We start from the raw sequence: 18,573 nt of genomic DNA on the forward strand, positions 1-18,573 counted from the left end.
TAATTTCTACTTTAAAGCTTGATATGCAATATCAGATCTACATTTTTTACCAGCAAAATGAACTTGTCCACATAAAGCATAAGCTCTATCTCTTGCTTCTTTTATACTTTTCCCAAATCCAACACAAACTAAAACTCTTCCACCCGTTGCCATTAATTTACCATCAATCTTTTCAACACCAGCATAAGAAATATGAGAGTTATTTAATAAATCTTCATCCACTATTTTATCAACTATAATTTCAGCAGGAGTACTAGAACCATAAGGATAATTTCCACTTGCCATCACAACACCAACACTAAACTCATTTTTGATTTTAATATCTAATTTATCAAGTTGTTTAGTTGCACCCTTATAAAATAGTTCAGAAACAGGAGTTTCTAATAAAGGCATTAAAATTTCACACTCAGGATCTCCAAATCTTACATTATATTCTAAAATAATTGGTTCACCTTTTACAACCATCACTCCAATAAATAAAACACCCTCAAAAGGAGCACCCTCTTTTTTCATTCCCTCAAGTGTTGGAATTATTACTCTTTCTTCTATTTTTTTATAAATATCATCATTTACTAAAGGTGTTGGAGCATACGCACCCATTCCACCAGTATTTGGTCCAGTATCACCATCACCTATTCTTTTATGATCTTGAGCAGCTGGTAATACTTTATAATTTTCACCATCACAAATAGCAAAAACTGATAATTCATAACCATCTAAATACTCTTCAACTACTATTGAAGTTCCAGCATCACCAAAAGAAGTACCTGATAACATATCAGATGCTGCTTCTTTTGCTTCTTGTTTAGATTGGGCAATAATTACACCTTTCCCACCACATAAACCATCTGCTTTTACAACTATTGGTAAATTCATTGTATCTATAAATTCATGTGCTTCTTTTTCATTTGAAGTCTCTATAAACGCTGCTGTTGGTATGTTATATCTTTTTAATATATTTTTCATATAAACTTTTGAACCCTCAAGAGCAGCTGCTGCGGCACTTGGTCCAAAAATAGTTAAGCTATTTGCTTTAAATATATCAACAACACCATCTACTAATGGAGCTTCTGGTCCTACAATTGTTAAATCAATAGAATTATCTTTTGCCCAAAGAGCTAATTGATTATAATCTTTAATATTTATATTTGTTCCCAATCTGTCAGTTGCACCATTTCCTGGCATAAAAAATAGATTATGAGCATTTTCTTTGTATATTGCTAATCCAATAGAGTATTCTCTACCACCATTACCAAGTATCAATATATTCACGATAATTCCTTGTTTAAAATTTAAAAAATCCGAGTAGCCGTTAACCATTAAAATGGCCCTAAAAGCCACAATTCGCACACGGGAGAAATATTTTAGGAGCAAAAACGCAATGAATCGCTACACACCGTAAATCTACAACCACGCACTAAAATATATTATCGGACCCACAACAATGGAAATCCCGAACTACTTAGATTATCTTATTTTATCTAAAGATGTTTAAATTTGAGTTTAAAAAAAAGATTGCATTGCTAGATTTACACACTCATCTATTGATGTAGTAGAACTAATTATATATTCGACTTCTTTTGGCAAATATAAAGCTGTAGTTTTTCCAATAACAATTGCTTTATAAGAATCTTTCCAAGAGTATTGATTAAAAAAACATTCTACGCTTGAGGGTGATGTAAAAATAAATATAGAATTATCTTCTAAGACTTTAGTTGATTTTTTACAAGATGTTTCGTAAGCTATCAATTCATCTAAAATAATTCCATTTTCTTTTAATATTTCTACTAAATTTGATACAGTTTTTGAAGCTTTTATATAAAGAACTTTTTTATTTTTTAATACTGATATTAATTCTTGTGCAAATTCGTTTCCATGGGAAGTAATACCTGTAAAAACAACTTTTCCACCTAAACTCTCTATTATTTGAGATGTTTTAGGAGCTATTACATAACAATCTTTATTTTTCCATTCTTTATTAAATGTTTCTAAAGAATAAACAGCATTTTTTGAAGTAAAAACTAATGCATCATATTTTGATAAATCTATATTTGATTTAATATACTCTATTTGAAAAACTTCTAAATTTTCCACATCTGGATATTTTTGATTACTTAAAAGATATATTTTAGCCATTATTTAACTCATACTTTTGGGTGTAATTTATTGCGTCATCAAGATCATTATAAATTTTTATATTTTTAAATACATTATCTGTATCAACTGTTAAAACTTTTCTTTTATGTCTATATTTTAAAACTAATATTATTTCTAAATCTTTACTTTTAAATTTTTCGATTATCTCTTCCAGTGTAAAAATTGCAGATATATCTAAAAAAGAGACATCTAAACAATCTATTATTATTTTTTTACTATTTTTTACTTTTTCTAATCTAATATCTAAAGCAGATGCTGTTCCAAAAAATAAAGAACCAGTTACTTTTATAATTTCAACATCATGGTTTTCAATATCTATATCAAAAGCTACTTTTGAGCGTCTTATTTTTATTTGAGTATTTTTAGAAATTTGATAAACAGCTATTATTGAAGAAATTGTAATACCAACACCAACAGCCATAATTAAATCAACAAATATAGTAAGTAAAAATACAGTTAACATAATAATCAAATCTTGTTTTGATACTTTATTTAACACTTTTAAAAACTTATAATCTAAAATATCAAAACCAACTTTTATTAAAATTCCTGATAAAACAGCAAGTGGAATTTTTGAAGCAAGTGGCGCTAAAAAAAGTACAATTATCAAAAGTGTAATAGAATGTACTATTCCAGATAGTTTTGTAGTTGCGCCACTATTTATATTTATAACCGTTCTCATGGTTGCCCCTGCTCCTGGAATTGCTCCAAAAAATGAACAAACCATATTTCCTAAACCCTGACCTATTAACTCTTTTTTAGAATCATGTTTTGTTTTTGTTTTAGAATCTGCAACAACTGATGTTAACAGTGAATCAATAGTTCCTAAAAGAGCTAAAGTAATTGCAAGAGTTAAAATCGTGCTTAATTTTAAAATATCAAAAGAAATAGGAAAAATAAATTCAGGCAATCCCATAGGAATTGCTCCTATTGTTGTGATTTTAAAATCCATAAAAATTGAAAAATAAGTCATGAAAACTAAAGAGATTAATGCAGAAGGCACGATTTCTGATATTTTTTTAGGAGTTAAAAACATTATTGATAAAGTAATAGTTGCAATAATAATTGCTTCATAATTTAGTTTATTTATCGTATCTAAAAGATGAGTTAATGTATAAACAATAGAACTATAACCCTCAACACCTAAAAAATGGTTTATTTGTAAAATTATTATAATTACACCAATACCACACATAAAACCTGAAATTACAGGATATGGAATATATTTTATCCATTTTCCAATTCCAACTATTCCAAAAGATATTTGCATAATTCCTGCTAAAAAAACAACTGTCATCACTGTAGAAAAATCATTTGGGAATGTGGCTATTGTAGTAGCTACAATAACTGTCATAGGACCTGTTGGTCCTGAAATTTGAGTAGGAGTTCCACCAAAAGCAGCAGCAAAAAAACCTAATATAATTGCACCATATAAACCTGCAATTGCTCCAGCTCCACTGGCAACTCCAAAAGCTAAGGCTAAAGGAAGAGCAACAACAGCAGCTGTTACACCTGCAAATATATCATTTTTTACTCTAGTCAAGGAAAACTCCTAAAAAGTTAAGGTTATTTAGTATCTCTTTCTAAATATTCTTCATCACCCATTTTATCATGTTTCCCACGAGCAATAACATGAATTGGAGTTCCCTCAAAATTGAAATTATCTCTTAAATAATTAATTAAATATCTTTTATATGTAAAGTGTAAAAGATTTGGTTTATTCATAACTAACGCAATTCTTGGTGGTTTTATATCAAATTGAGTTGTATAATAAATTCTTAAATATGCACCATTTGGACTTGGAAGTGAGTGTCTCATTACAGCTTCTTCTATTACTCTATGTAATTTTGAAGTTGGAATTCTTTGTGTATAATTATTGAAAATTTCTATAATTTTATCTTTTAATCTTTCAATACTTCTTCCCGTTTTTGCAGAAACTGCCATAATTGGAGCATAAGATAAAAATCTAAATCTTCTTCTGATTTCCTCTTGCATTTTCTCAAAAGTTTCCATATTTTCGTCCCATTTATTTAGAACAATAATAGTAGCAAGTCCATATTCATCAACAAGTCCTGCAATTTTTTCATCTAAATCAGAAAGTTCTTTTGATGCATCTAAAATAACCAAAGCCATATTTGCTTTTTCTAACATCTCTTTTGTTCTCATTAAGGCAAATTTTTCAATTCCCTCAATGCTTCCTCTTCTTCTTAACCCAGCTGTATCAACAAATGTTACATTTTTATCTTGATATTCAAAAGATTCATCAACTGGATCAATTGTAGTACCGGCAACGGGAGAAACCACTGATCTTTCCATACCAACAATAGCATTTAAAATAGAAGATTTTCCTACATTCACTTTTCCAATGATAGCAACTCTAATATTATTATCAATTATTAGATTTTCAAGTGGATTTTCTAAATTTGGTACAAAATCACCCTCTTCTTCACTTGAATAATCTTCATCATCAAAATCAAAGTTAGCTTCTTTTTCTTTTTTAATAGCTTCAGCTTCTTCTAAAGCTACAGTTTCAAGATTAACTGGAAGATGTTGATAAATCCAATCAAATAGATTTTTTGTTCCTCTATTATGAGAAACAGAAACTCCAAAAAGATTCTCTTCACCTATTCCAAACTCAAAAAATTCCCATAATCTTTCTAATTCTTTATCATTATCAATTTTATTTACAACTAAAGCTAATTCTTTTCCTAATCTTTGAAGCTCATAAAATAATTCTTTATCCTTATCATCAGGTATATTTTTACCATCAACCATAAAAAGTATTATATCAGCCTCTTTTGCCGTCTCAATAGCTTTTCTTTTTACATTTGAAAATATTGCATCATTTGTTTCATCAATACCACCTGTATCTAACATTAATGCTTTTCTATCTAATATTTCTATTTCATGTTTTCTAATATCTCTTGTAGTTCCTGCTATATCTGATACAATTGCAATTCTTTTATTTGCAATTCTATTAAAAAGTGAAGATTTTCCTACATTTGGTTGCCCTATTAGAGCAATTTTTTTTAATGTTTTATCCATAAATTTTTTTAATCCTAATTTTTTATCATAAACTAAAAAAGGTATTAGCATAAATGGCTAATACCTTTTCACTAACAAAAGCTTTTTTTAATATAATCCAAATTTACCTTGAACTGAACTTTTATAAAGAACTCTCATAACATCATCTTTGTCATAGAAAACTTTGAATAAAGCATCAGATGCTTTTAATTCTTCTAATGCTTCTTCAATATCCATTGGTTTATAAGATGTTAATCTTACAGGAGCAATTTCATCCTCAAATTTTTCTAGTTCAAGAGCGATATTATCTTGAATTTCAGAAGATTCAATTTCAGTTAATTTTGTAGCTTTATGAGCTGCAATTTTATCATGATGTCTTCTTAATACTTTTGATACTCTATCAACTGCAATGTCGATAGCTGCATATAAATCTTTATCTTTTTGTTTTACAACAATAGTATCTAAATGAGCTATATTTAATGTGAATTCAAAAGAGAAAGCTTTTTTACCATGTTTTTCATCTTGAGAAATAATTGCATTCACAGAAATAATGTCTAGGTTATATTTTTTAAAAACTTCTACTGAGCTATTAATGTAATCTTTAATTGAATCTGTTAAATCTACGTGTCTTCCTACAATACCTGTATTCATAGTGTACTCCTTAATTGTTATTTATAATTCTACCATAAAAAAGATAAAATACAAGAAGCTCCGCTAAATCGGTTTTTTTGTATAGAAACAATATCAAAAGTATAATTTTAAAGTAGCAATTAATGGATTGTAAAAATAATCTTATTCTTTTATACTTTCAGAATATAAAATCTAGGAGTATTTAAATGAATAAAATATCAACTGTTCAAGAAAATCAAACAAAAGAAAAGTTGCATAAATCTTTTTTTAATAATTATTCAAATATTTTACCTCCAATAATCGCTGGATTAATATCAGTTATTGTTAATTATGGTGGAACTTTTATTTTAATTTTTCAAGCTGCACAAATGGCTGGACTTAGTCCTGAACTAACCGCTTCATGGGTTTGGTCTATTTCTATAGGTGTTGGAATTACAGGGATACTACTAAGTTGGTATACAAAAGAACCAATTATTACTGCATGGTCTACACCTGCTGCTGCATTTTTGATTACTGCTCTTGTAGCTGTTCCTTATGCTGAAGCCATTGGTGCATATTTACTTTCAGCATTAGCATTCGTAATATTAGGAATCACAGGTTATTTTGGAAAATTAATTCGTTTAATTCCTGTTAGTATCGCTTCTGGTTTATTAGCAGGTATTTTATTACAATTTGGTATTTCTGCTTTTTCAAATATGACCATTGATCCAAGTTTGGCAATATCAATGTTTTTTGTTTATCTTTTTGCTAAACGATTTTCTGCAAGATACGCAATTGTAAGTGTTTTAACCTTTGGATTTATTTTCTTAGTGCTTCAATCACAGATTGATTTTTCTGGATTTGAACTTAAATTAGCATATCCAATTTTTACTGAACCTGCTTTTTCAATAAATGCAACATTAAGTGTTGCCTTGCCTTTATTTTTAATTACTTTAACAGGACAATATATGCCTGGTTTATTGATACTTAAAAATGATGGTTTTAAAACAAGTGCAAAACCTATTCTTGCAATTACTGGTTTAGGTTCATTTTTAATGGCACCTTTTGGTTCTCATGCTTTTAATCTAGCAGCAATCACTGCTGCAATTTGTACTGGTAAAGAATCTCATGAAGATCCATCAAAAAGATGGATTGCAGGTGTTGCAGCAGGTGTATTTTATATTTTGGTGGGTATTTTTGGTGTTACACTTGCAGCTTTATTTACAGCTTTTCCAACAGCATTTATTAGTACATTAGCAGGTCTTGCTTTGTTAAGTACTATTGCTGGAAGCCTTGCAAATGCAATAAGTGATAGTAATACAAGAGAGGCTGCTTTAATTACTTTTCTTGCAACTGCTGCAAATATTAATTTATTTGGGATTGGTGGAGCATTTTGGGGACTTGTTTTAGGATTAATTTCTTATCTTATTTTAAATGGTAAATTTAAAAGAAATTAATTTTGTATTCTGAGATTATGAAATAAAGTTATTTCATAATCTCTTCAACAAAAATAAATACTTAGTGTAAATAAAAAGTAACATCCTACTTAAATAAGAATTTCTCTATTTCCTTTGGCATTAACTTCTGATAAAATACCTGATTGTTCTAGCTGTTCTACTATTGTTGCTGCTCGGTTATAACCAATTCTCAGTCTTCTTTGAATATATGAAATAGAAGTTTTTTTCTCAGTTAAAACAATCTCTTTCGCATCTTCGTATAACTCATCAAATTCAATATTTGTAGTTGTATTTGAACTACTTGAATTTACACTTGAAGTCCTATCTTTTATAAAATTCATATCATACTCAACAACTCTTTGTTCTTTTAAGAAATCTACAACTTTTTCAATTTCTGTTTCTGTCGACCAGGGTGCGTGAATTCGCACAAGTCCAGACATTCCAGGAGGTGTAAATAACATATCTCCTTTTCCTAATAAAGACTCAGCTCCCATAGAATCCAAAATGATTTTAGAATCTATTCTTTGCCCTACTTTATAAGATAATCTACTTGGTAAATTGGCTTTTATAAGTCCCGTTACAACATCAACAGATGGTCTTTGAGTTGCTACTATTAAGTGAATTCCCGATGCTCTTGCCATTTGTGCAAGTCTTGCAATTGAATACTCAACATCTTTTCCACTTGTCATCATTAAATCGGCTAACTCATCAATTACAACCACAATATAAGGCATAGTATCATACCCCTCTACTTTTGCTTTGTCATTGTAGTTTTCAATATTTTTAGTTTTAGTTTTTGACATTAAAGTGTATCGTCTCTCCATTTCTGAAACCATATTTGCTAAGGCATTTATCGCATCACCTGCTTTTGTAATAACAGGAGTTAAAAGATGAGGAATATCGTTATACATTGAAAACTCAAGCATTTTTGGATCAATCATTACCAGTCTTAAATTATCTGGTGAATTTTTATAAAGCAATGATAAAATCATTGAATTTATTCCAACTGATTTTCCAGAACCCGTTGTTCCTGCAATTAATAAGTGAGGAAGTTTTTTAAGGTCTGTAATAAATGGTTTACCAACAATATCTTTTCCTAAAATCATTGTAAGTGGAGATTTTGAATTCTGGAAAATCTCACTATCAAGTAATTCTTTTAGATAAATCGTTTGCGTATCTTCATTTGGAACTTCAATTCCTACAACATCTTTTCCAGGAATTGGAGCTTGAATCCTAATTGTTTGAGCCTTAAGCGCCATTGCTAAGTCATCTTGAAGACCTAAAATTTTTGAAACTTTTACATTTGGTGCTGGTTTAAACTCAAAAGTTGTAACAACGGGACCTGTATAAGTTCGTACAACATCTCCATCGATTTTAAACATCGCTAATTTATCAAGTAAATCTGCGATTTTTTGGTCAATAAAAGCTTCTGAAACCTTTGATTTATTGTCTTTTGGTGAATCTTGAAAAAATGAACTTGGAGGTAATTTAAAGTTTTTTGGTTTTTCAGTTTTTCCTAATTCTATTTGGTCTAATAGTTTTTTATTTTCTTCTAACTCTTCAACTATTAAATTGTGTGATTCAGCATTTGTTTTTTCTACATATTTTTCATCAAATAACGAGTTGTCAAAAGATTCTTCTTCTTTTTTTGTTTCTTCTTTTCTTAAAACCAAAGGAACAATTTTTTTAGCATTAGATTCTATTGCTTTTATTTCTAAAATATTTTTATCTAATTTTTTTTCTATATTTTTATAAACAGTTTGATTAATCTCTTCATTTCTTTTTTCTCTATTTTTATTTTCTATTTTTTTAATATTTAGACTATTTCTCAGTTTTATTTTATTTTTAAGTTTATGCAAATCTTCTAATTCAAAATCTGAATTCTCAAACAACACTATAACAGAAATTATAAATCCAACTAAAACGAAAAAATAAAGTCCAGCTCGTCCTATTATTGGACTTAAACTATCAACTAAAATATTACCAATTTCTCCCCTTAAATAAGGGTTTTCAATAAGTAATGCTTGTAAAATCAAAGATACAAAAAGTAATAAAAATACGACTAATATATTTAAAACTAAATCTCTTTCTTTTATATTTTTAAAATTTATAATATATAAAATGTAGATAAATAAAAATAAACTAACATAAGATAAATATCCAAAATATTTATGTGAATAATCTGAAAAAACATACCCAACATTTCCAACTACATCTTGAGCACTTTCAAAAGTGGAAAATTGGAAATAAATAATTATAAATAAAAAGATTAATGATATGATTTTTTTTGCTATGATAAAGCCTTTATTTTAATAAATTTGATATTTTTGCTTGTAATTTAAGCCATTGCTTATGCTCAAATAAAGGAAAACCTGCCCACGATTTTTTAGGCTCAGTTATACTTTTTGTAACTCCACCACGAGCTGCAATTGTAGTAAATGGTGCAATTTCTAAATGTCCAGCTGTTGCACTTTGTCCGCCCATTACAACATACGCATTTAAAATAGTAGAACCTGCAAGTCCAACTTGTCCAACTAATATTGAACCTCGACCAATTTTGCAATTATGTGCAATATGAACTAAATTATCAAGTCGTACACCATCTTCAATAATTGTTGATTTAAATACAGCTCTATCTATTGCCGTATTTGCACCAATTTCTACATCATTTCCAATAGTTACATTTCCATTTTGATAGATTTTAATGTATTTTCCATCTTTTGTATTAGCAAATCCAAAACCATCACTTCCTATTACTGTTCCTGCATGAATAATACAATCATTTCCTATTGTACAATCCCTATAAACAGTAACATTTGGATAAATAATAGTGTTATTCCCTATTTTTACATTATCGCCTATAAAAGCTCCAGCCATAATAGTACAGTTATTTCCAATAACAGAATTTTTTCCCACATAAACATTTGGCATAATAGTTGTTTCACTACCAATTAAAGGTTCAGCGCCATATATTTCAACAACATTTGGAGCAAAAAGTTTACTTATTTTCGCTAAATTCAAATATGGTTGATCACAAACTAATGCAACTACACCATCTGGAACTTCATTTACATTTTCATGTGTAACTAAAACAGCGGCTGCTTTTGTATTTTTTAAATCGTTAATATATTTTTTATTTTCTAAAAAAGTAAGTTGATTTTCATTTGAATCTAATAAAGTGTTTAAACCTGTAATTTCTTTTTCGTTTTGGCAATCTATACCAATAAAATTAGCAATCTCTTTAAGAGTCATTTTTTATCCTTATTATAAAAAAGATAGAAGATTAGTCTTCTATCTTTCCATTGCTACAATTCCACTTCTTACAACTTCAAGTGGATTGAATTTTTGCATAACTTTTATAAAATTCATAATTCTAGCACTTGAATCAGTGGCGCTTACAATAATAGAATCATCAGTTACATTTTGGATACTACCATGATATGCTCGTGCAATTACATCAATATCTGATAAGTTATTATCAATTGAAAATTTCATTAAAACTGTATCTTTTTCAATTACATTTTTATGTTCATTTACTCTTAATACTGGAATTAATTTATTTAATTGTTTAACAATTTGATCAATTACTCTTTTATCACCAGTTGTTACAATTGTCATTCTTGAATATTGACTCTCTGTAATTGGTGCAACTGTTAAAGAATCGATATTATAACCTCGTGCTGAAAATAATCCAACAATTCTTGATAAAACATTGTGTTCGTTTAAAACAATAACTGAAATTACTTGTCTTGATATTTCTGAATCGTAATAATGGTTAAAATTGTTCATTATTTTCCTCCTTCGATTAATGTCATTTCATTTAATGCATGACCATTTGGAACCATTGGCAATACCTCTTCATTTCTAGCAACTACAACTTCAATCATTGCAGGTCTTTTTTTCTCAACAGCGTCTTTTAAAGCAATATCAAACTCTTCTTTTGTTGTAACTCTATAACCTAATCCTCCAAAAGCCTCCACAAGCATTTTGAAATTTGGTTGAGCTGATAAATCTGTTTCAGATAATCTATTCCCATAAAACATTGTTTGCCATTGTCTTACCATTCCTAAATAGTTGTTATTTAAAATGATGTTAATAACAGGTAATTCATACTCAACACAAGTCATAAGTTCTTGAATATTCATCAAAATAGAACCATCACCTGTGAAGTTGATTGAAACTTTATCTGTTCCTTTTAAAGCTCGTGCAACACCCATTGCAGCGGGTAATCCAAATCCCATAGTTCCTAAACCACCACTTGTAATCCATTGTCTTGGATATGAAAATGGATAAAATTGTGCTGTCCACATTTGATGTTGTCCAACATCAGTTGAAATAACAGCTCTTGCTCCTAAAAGATGCCCAACTCTTTGAATTGGCCATTGAGGTTTGATAACTTCATTTGAATCGATATATCTTAAAGGCTCTTTTTCTCTATAATCTCTTAATAATTCAACCCAATTTGTATAATCATTAAACTCATTTTCACCATTTTCTATTGCTTCAATCATAGCTTTTACTGTAACTTTTAAATCTCCAACTATTGGATAATCTGGAACTACAAGTTTAGCAATTGATGTAGGATCTATATCAACATGAATTACTTTTGCTTTAGAAGCAAATTCATCAAGTCTTCCAGTTACTCTATCATCAAATCTTGCACCCAATGAGATTAATAAATCTGTTTCATGAGCTGCCATATTTGCAGAAAATTCTCCATGCATTCCTAACATTCCAAAGAATAATGGATTTTCATCACCCATTACACCTCTTGCCATTAATGTTTCAACAGCAGGAATATTTAATTTTTTTGCTAATTCTCTAATTTCAAATGCACAGTTTGATAAAACAGCTCCACCACCAACATAAAGTAAAGGTTTTTTTGCATTTGAAATAGCTTCCATCGCTCTTTTTAACTGTTTTTTATTGTAATTAACAGTTGGTTTATATGTTGGCATATTAACTTCACTAGGATAAATAAAATCGCCCATTTCTGCTGTAATGTCTTTTGGAATATCAACATGTACAGGTCCTGGTCTTCCAGTGCTTGCTATATGAAACGCCTCTTTAATGATTCTTGGTAAATCTTCAAGTCTATTAACTAAATAATTGTGTTTTGTACAAGGTCTTGAAATTCCAACAGCATCAATTTCTTGAAAACCATCAGAACCAATAATCGTTGTTGGAACTTGCCCTGAAATTACAACCAAAGGAATAGAATCCATATAAGCATCGGCTAAACCTGTTACTGCGTTTGTAAATCCAGGACCTGAAGTTACAATTGAAACCCCAACTTTTCCTGTTGCTCTTGCATATCCCTCTGCTGCAATTATTGAAGCTTGTTCATGTCTATTCAGAATGTGTTGAAAATAATTTTGTTTATATATTTCATCGTAGACGTTCATAATAGCGCCTCCAGGGTATCCAAATACTACTTCAACCCCTTCTTGATGTAATGATTCTACAACCATTTTTGCGCCAGTCATTCTCATAATAATTCTCCGTTTTTCTAAAAATAAGTCTTTATTTTACTAAAAATATAATTAAACTTGGGTTTGATAATGTAGTAAATTTTATACTTTTATCTCTTGAGGAGTTGAAAAATAGTAACCTTGAGCATAATCGACACCCAATAATTTCATTAATTCAAAAATTTCTTTACTATTTACATATAAAGCAATAACTTTAATATCAGCTTCTTTTGCAAAATCTATAATACTTTTTACTAAAAGAAAAGATATTTTATCTTCTAAAATTTTACTTATAATATTTCCATCAATTTTTATATAATCTGATTTTATTTCAGTTAAATATATAAAATTTGAATATCCACTTCCAAAATCATCAATAAAAATTTTATAACCTAAACCTTTCAACATTAATAAATTATCTTTTGCTTCTTTACAATTTATTAAATCTTCACTTTCAACTATTTCTAATCCTAATCTACTAGAAATATTCTCTTCTAAAGCAAAATTCTTTAAAAGTTGAAGAATTGAGTTATCAATAATATCTTTAGGATTTAAATTTAAATTTATTTTTATATCTTTTTCTTCTCTAAGTTTTTTATAACAAATTTTTAAAATAGTTTTTGTAATATTTCTTAAAATAAAAGTACCTTTTATGATTGGAAGAATTTTTTCTGGTAAAACTATATTTCCATTTTTATCTATAATTCGAAGAAGTGCTTCATAATAAGAAATTTCTTCAGTTTTTGCATCTATTATTTCTTGATAAAAACAAACAACTTGTTTTTTTTCTATGGCATCTTTTATTTCATTTATTGAAAGAGTTGATTCTGTATTTTTATTTTTTATTTCATCATAAATTTCTATATTATTTCTACCTTTATTTTTTGCATCATATAAGGCTAAATCAGCTAATTTAAAGGCATCTGAAAAGCTTCTTGATTTATGTGGAACAAGATTTACACCAATAGAAACAGTTACATTTATGAACTCTTGATTATTTATATAAAACTGAGTATTTTGGATATTTTTAAAAATTCTTTCTATTACATTTAAAGCACTTAAATTATCGTTTCGATTAATTTTTGCCAAAATTACAAACTCTTCTCCTCCATATCTAATGATAATATCTTCGTTTATTCTAACTGTTGAAGTAATTATTTGAGCAGTTTGGCTTAATATTTTATCTCCAATATCATGACCATAAGTGTCATTTACAGCTTTGAAATAATCTATATCTAAAGTTGCTAAAATGTACTCATTTAAATTTATAAAATTTTCTGTGTCTTGTAGATAATTTCTATTATAAACACCGGTTAGCTTATCAGTATAAGCACTTTTTTTAATAGCTAGATATTTAAAAGTTTGAATCAATAAAAGAATCAAAAATCCTATTACTATAAAAATAATTGTAATAATTGTATATTGAATCCAGTTAAGTATTTTATTTATTTCTTCAATCTTTTTTATAGAAAAATCAATTGCCAAAACGAGTTCAACTTCGTTATTTCTTAAAATAGGTACTAAATATGTAATTGATAACTGATGAGAAAACCCATGCTCAATAATAAGTGATTTTTTTGTTTCAAAAATTTCTAACCATCTTGAATTATCAATATCAAATTTTTGATTTAAAAAAGCCTTTTCATTTTCTTTTGCACCATCTGCTAAAAATCTAAAAATTCCTCTTGCATCTTTATAAATTAAGTAGGCATATTTAATATTTGAAGTCAATAATAAACTTAGATTTTCTTCAATTTGAGTTCTTAATTTAGGATTTAACTCCAACTCTTTTGAATAAGCTTTTTGGCTTGTTTGTAAAGATTTTTCAATTGAGGAAGCATTATTATTTGCTATTGAAATAACATCAAAAGTTGATACTTCTATCATTTTTTGAGTTATGTTTTTTTCTAATTTAATTGTTCCATAAAGTAATAATGAAAAAACAATAGATATAAATAAAACTATAAAAATCAGATAAATTGGATTTTTAGTAAATAAGATTTTTCTCATTAAAAGTCTTCCACAAATTTATCATAATCTTTTGATAACTCAATTTTTTGTTTTTCTAACCTTGCTTTTATAAATGTGATATTCGGTCTACTTTTATTCCAAAAAAATGCACCTAAATATCTATCATTATTTAAGAGTTTTTCATAATTATTTGTAAAAAATAGTTTATTATTATCATTTTTACAATAAAAATCTAAATCTACATTTCTTTTTATAAAAACAAAATTGGCATTTTCACAACTATTTGTTAAAGTAAAAAATTTAGAATAAACATCATTTTCAATGCTTGATATTTCAGGAATATAAAGTTTTATTTCACCTTTTATTGAAGCTGTTGCAATATTTGATATTATTTTTGCTTCAAGTTCTAGTTCTTTGTCATATTTATTAAGTAAAAAAGTATATTGATCAGCATTTAAAAAAGAAATAAGCGTTATTAAAAATATTATAAATTTCATTAAAATTTCCATTTCAATGAAAGAGTAGCACTTCTTTCATAATCATTAAAAGCAAAATCATTTCCTGAATCAGAATATAACGATTCAGTTGAATCATTAAAAAGATTTTCACCTTTTAAACTAATTTTTAAATTTTTATTTATATTGTATGCAAGTCCTAATGATAAATCAAAAGAGGAATCTATATCTAAGTTTTTATAAGTATAAGAATTTCTATATAAAACAGAAGTAAAATATTCAAACTTATCATATTCTCCCATATATTTTACATAACCACCTTTATTTGAGTTATTTAAAGTCTCACTTAAAGTTGTTGTAAAGTAGTTTATTTGGATTTTATTTGCATTTTCTAAAAGATACTCATAATTATATATATATCCTGATGTTTTAATTCTATGGTCAATATTCATAAAACCAATAGTTGGCTCTAAATAAATAAAATCATCTATTTCCACATTATGATAAGTAACACCTATTTTTGATTTTTGAGTTGTATAAACTCCCTCTATGGTAAATATTTTATAATTTTGAACATCTAAATTTCTATCTAAAAAAGCATAATCTACATCAAAAAATGAAGGTGGTAAATATGTTTTTGTATAAAAAGTTTTTAATCCAAAATGCTCAAAAGGAGTATAAATAGCGCCAATTCTATAAAGTTCTTCTGAAATATCTTCTAAAAATCCACTTCTTTTATATTTATCAAATTTTGCATTTCCTATTAAAACTAAATTATCAGTTAGACTGTAATCATCTTGAAATACTACTGAAGTTATATCCTCTTTATCAAAATCATTATTTGCATTATTGCCTTGTGTATATTTTTTCTCAGAAGCACTTAATCCTGCTAGGAAATTATTATTTTTATATTCAAAAGATTTGCTTACACTGGCTTTTACTTTAGTAAATTTTAAATTTTTATCAAAACTTTTGATTCTACGAACGGGTAAAAACGACATTCCTTCTTGATTTGTTTCTGAATTATCAAGATTATTAACATCAACTGAAATATTTGTTTTTAGTGATTTGTCATTTAAAAAATAATTAGTAACATCAATAAAAAAATCTTTTGTAGCAATTTCTCCATCTTCAGGAACTGCATCATAAGATAATCCCATATAAGTATCTTTTTTTAAATCGGTATAAGCCATATTTATATCTGTATTTTCATTGCTAATATCTAAATATAAATATCTTCTATTTCCATCATTTAATAATTTATCATTTTTATATTTTCTTGTCTCTTTTTCTTTTTGGTTATTTCCATAAAATAAATAAGTCCAGCCATTTTCAAAAGTTCCTGCATTTGTAAAGCTTTCAGTTGATGAACCTTTTGACGAGCCTTTTAGGTTTATTTCACTTCCATTTTCTTTTACACCTTTTTTTGTATAAAGTCTAATAAAATAAATTCCGGTTTCACTTCCAAGAGAAAAAGAGCTTTCTCCATAATAAATTTCCACATAATCAATAAAATCCAAAGGCAAATCACCCCAAGATACAGCAGCACTTTGATTGTAAAGAGAACTTATTTCATGGTCATTAATAAAAACTCTAAAAAATCCACTAACAGTAGTTTTTGTTCCAGCCAAAGATAGAGATGATAAACCATATCTATTTTTATTTAGATTCAAAAGAGGAAGTTCTTTTAAAATATCATTTAACTTTTGATATTGCATTAATTTTATATCTTTTTGAGAGTAAAGAAAAACATGACCTAGTTTTTCATCTACCGTTTGTAATGATTTTTGATTAACCGTGTCATATTCTTGTAACAAATAATCTAAATTACTTGAAAATAGTGAAGTATAAAAAATGATAAATAATAAAATGAGTAGTTTCATAACTGCCTATAAAAGAAATATTTTACGCATTGTAATCAAATAATAATTAATTATTTATTTAATTCCTCTTGATGTTTTCGCATACCTGCATTTACTTCAGAATATTGTTCTTGAGTTATATTATCATCTTGAAACCATTTTACTTCATCAATTTGTCCATTGTATGCAGATCCAAGTTCTTCTATTTTTTTTGCAAAATCTTCTACATCATCACATATTTCTTTTTTATTTTTAACAGTATCTGTTAATTCTATATACCAATCGTGAGGAGCTTCACCTCTGTTTTTTATTCTTGCTTCGAAAATTACGCTCATTACATACCTTTGATTTTTTGAAAGCATTATAACAAATAATGAATCTAAAAGCTAAATATGTTAAAATGAACTTCTAAAATTTGTATATATGAAGGTGTTTTTCGTGTCAATTTTTGCTTTACAATCAATAGCTGGTGGATTTCTGGATGAAGATTTAGAAAATTTTAATAAATATTTTGATGAATGGTGTATTCAATTTGAAACTTATGATGATGCTATGAAAACAATGAAAACTTTTGAAAATCAAGAAACAATAGATATTGTTGAAATAACACCATTAACTTATCCAAAATATTTTTTCAGAACTCTACAAGGCACTATTTATGCAACAAGACAGATTGAAGATAAAATTATTTGTGTAGTTGAGCCATTTATGGGTTCTAATTTTAGAATAGCAATTTGTGATCTTAAAACAAGCAATGTACGACTAACAAAAACTAACTACAAAAATATTCCAAGTATTGAAGGTGCTTTTGCTAATTTTGGGGAGTAATTTTTGATTTTTTTATTATTCAATTATAATTTAGTATAATAATTTTTATAAATAGTAAGGAAAATATATGGATTATCAAAAATTTAGTGAAATTTCACCTTGTGATTATGCTGGAGTTTTAAAAAGAGAAAGTTTTATGGATGCAGGAATGAAAGAGCTATGGCAAAATATTCCTAGAATTTCAGGACCTGCATTTACAGTAAATATGGTTGCAGGTGAAAACTTAGCACTTCATAGAGCAATATATGAAGCGCCAGCTGGTTCTATAATCGTTGCACAATCAAATACAATGGATTACGCAGTTATAGGTGGAAATGTAGCTACCATTGCTTTTAAGCGAGGAATTGTAGGTTTTGTAATAGATGGAGTTGTGCGTGATATTGCAGAAATCAGAGAAGGAAAAATTCCAATGTTTGCCCGTGGTGTTTTAGCAATGCCAGGAACAAAAAAAGAAGCAGTTGCTGTAAATACCACAATAACAGCAGGTGGAATAAAAGTAAATCCAGGTGATATTATAGTTGCAGATGAAGAAGGAATCGCAGTTATTCCAAAAGATAGAGCCGAAGAAATATATAAAGAGTGCAAAGAAAAAGTTCAAAAAGAAGCTGCCATGAGTTTTGAAGAATGGGCGGATAGACATAAGAAAAATATAGACTCTTTTTATGAGTAGGTTTTTAATAAAATGTCGGATAAGAACATCACTTCACAGTGACATTCTCTCCTAAGAACCGTACTTGCG

16 protein-coding genes are annotated in these 18,573 nt (G+C 27.8%); 3 read left to right on the forward strand and 13 right to left on the reverse strand.

Translation table 11 applies throughout. The features are described from left to right. Nucleotides 1–6: 6 nt before the first annotated feature. From purD to hpf, 5 genes are all read right to left on the reverse strand, one after another. Entirely contained in the window at nt 7–1,272 is a 1,266-nt protein-coding gene (gene purD, locus B0174_RS07770) for a phosphoribosylamine--glycine ligase (protein WP_108559372.1), read from the reverse strand. A gap of 231 nt (nt 1,273–1,503) precedes the next feature. Further along, the gene (locus B0174_RS07775; RefSeq protein ID WP_108559374.1) at nt 1,504–2,136 is read right to left on the reverse strand and encodes a uroporphyrinogen-III synthase; all 633 of its coding nucleotides are present in this window, start codon (nt 2,134–2,136) and stop codon (nt 1,504–1,506) included. Next, a complete protein-coding gene (locus B0174_RS07780) occupies nt 2,129–3,700 on the reverse strand; it encodes a SulP family inorganic anion transporter (RefSeq protein WP_108559376.1) in 1,572 nt (523 codons plus the stop codon). The genes B0174_RS07775 and B0174_RS07780 overlap by 8 nt, the downstream gene beginning before the upstream one ends. Nucleotides 3,701–3,723: 23 nt before the next feature. After that, nucleotides 3,724–5,202 (reverse strand): ribosome biogenesis GTPase Der, encoded by a 1,479-nt coding sequence (gene der, locus B0174_RS07785; RefSeq protein ID WP_108559471.1) that lies wholly within the window; start codon nt 5,200–5,202, stop codon nt 3,724–3,726. A gap of 87 nt (nt 5,203–5,289) precedes the next feature. Then, nucleotides 5,290–5,832, reverse strand: coding sequence for a ribosome hibernation-promoting factor, HPF/YfiA family (gene hpf / locus B0174_RS07790; protein WP_108559378.1), 543 nt, complete (start codon nt 5,830–5,832; stop codon nt 5,290–5,292). Nucleotides 5,833–6,017: 185 nt separating this feature from the next. Between hpf and B0174_RS07795 the strand changes: the two genes are divergently transcribed. After that, nucleotides 6,018–7,247: a benzoate/H(+) symporter BenE family transporter gene (locus B0174_RS07795; protein WP_108559380.1), complete on the forward strand. Its 1,230-nt coding sequence runs from the start codon at nt 6,018–6,020 to the stop codon at nt 7,245–7,247. Nucleotides 7,248–7,336: 89 nt separating this feature from the next. Here B0174_RS07795 and B0174_RS07800 read toward each other — a convergent pair whose 3' ends face one another. The 8 genes from B0174_RS07800 to B0174_RS07835 all read right to left on the reverse strand — a co-directional run bounded on the left by B0174_RS07800 (nt 7,337) and on the right by B0174_RS07835 (nt 17,341). Then, on the reverse strand, nt 7,337–9,517 hold the full coding sequence (locus B0174_RS07800) for an FtsK/SpoIIIE family DNA translocase (protein ID WP_407641251.1): 2,181 nt from the start codon (nt 9,515–9,517) through the stop codon (nt 7,337–7,339). Between the two features lie 34 nt (nt 9,518–9,551). Continuing rightward, nucleotides 9,552–10,499, reverse strand: coding sequence for a UDP-3-O-(3-hydroxymyristoyl)glucosamine N-acyltransferase (gene lpxD / locus B0174_RS07805; RefSeq protein WP_108559385.1), 948 nt, complete (start codon nt 10,497–10,499; stop codon nt 9,552–9,554). Between the two features lie 39 nt (nt 10,500–10,538). Further along, nucleotides 10,539–11,036 (reverse strand): acetolactate synthase small subunit, encoded by a 498-nt coding sequence (ilvN, locus tag B0174_RS07810; protein ID WP_108559387.1) that lies wholly within the window; start codon nt 11,034–11,036, stop codon nt 10,539–10,541. Beyond that, nucleotides 11,036–12,739 (reverse strand): acetolactate synthase large subunit, encoded by a 1,704-nt coding sequence (locus tag B0174_RS07815; protein ID WP_108559389.1) that lies wholly within the window; start codon nt 12,737–12,739, stop codon nt 11,036–11,038. The genes ilvN and B0174_RS07815 overlap by 1 nt, the downstream gene beginning before the upstream one ends. 81 nt (nt 12,740–12,820) lie before the next feature. Continuing rightward, a complete protein-coding gene (locus B0174_RS07820) occupies nt 12,821–14,728 on the reverse strand; it encodes an EAL domain-containing protein (protein ID WP_108559391.1) in 1,908 nt (635 codons plus the stop codon). Then, nucleotides 14,728–15,186 carry a hypothetical protein gene (locus B0174_RS07825; protein ID WP_108559393.1) on the reverse strand — a complete coding sequence of 153 codons (459 nt, stop codon included), beginning with the start codon at nt 15,184–15,186 and terminating at the stop codon, nt 14,728–14,730. The genes B0174_RS07820 and B0174_RS07825 overlap by 1 nt, the downstream gene beginning before the upstream one ends. Further along, nucleotides 15,186–17,027, reverse strand: coding sequence for a TonB-dependent receptor plug domain-containing protein (locus B0174_RS07830; protein WP_108559395.1), 1,842 nt, complete (start codon nt 17,025–17,027; stop codon nt 15,186–15,188). The genes B0174_RS07825 and B0174_RS07830 overlap by 1 nt, the downstream gene beginning before the upstream one ends. 50 nt (nt 17,028–17,077) lie before the next feature. Continuing rightward, the gene (locus B0174_RS07835; protein ID WP_108559397.1) at nt 17,078–17,341 is read right to left on the reverse strand and encodes a hypothetical protein; all 264 of its coding nucleotides are present in this window, start codon (nt 17,339–17,341) and stop codon (nt 17,078–17,080) included. A gap of 103 nt (nt 17,342–17,444) precedes the next feature. Here B0174_RS07835 and B0174_RS07840 point away from each other — a divergent pair, with 103 nt between their 5' ends. Beyond that, entirely contained in the window at nt 17,445–17,834 is a 390-nt protein-coding gene (locus tag B0174_RS07840) for a hypothetical protein (RefSeq protein WP_108559399.1), read from the forward strand. A gap of 67 nt (nt 17,835–17,901) precedes the next feature. Beyond that, nucleotides 17,902–18,504, forward strand: a complete 603-nt coding sequence (locus tag B0174_RS07845; protein WP_108559401.1) for an RraA family protein — start codon at nt 17,902–17,904, stop codon at nt 18,502–18,504. Nucleotides 18,505–18,573: the final 69 nt, after the last annotated feature.

It is taken from the genome of Arcobacter caeni, assembly GCF_003063245.1.
GTDB lineage: Bacteria > Campylobacterota > Campylobacteria > Campylobacterales > Arcobacteraceae > Aliarcobacter > Aliarcobacter caeni.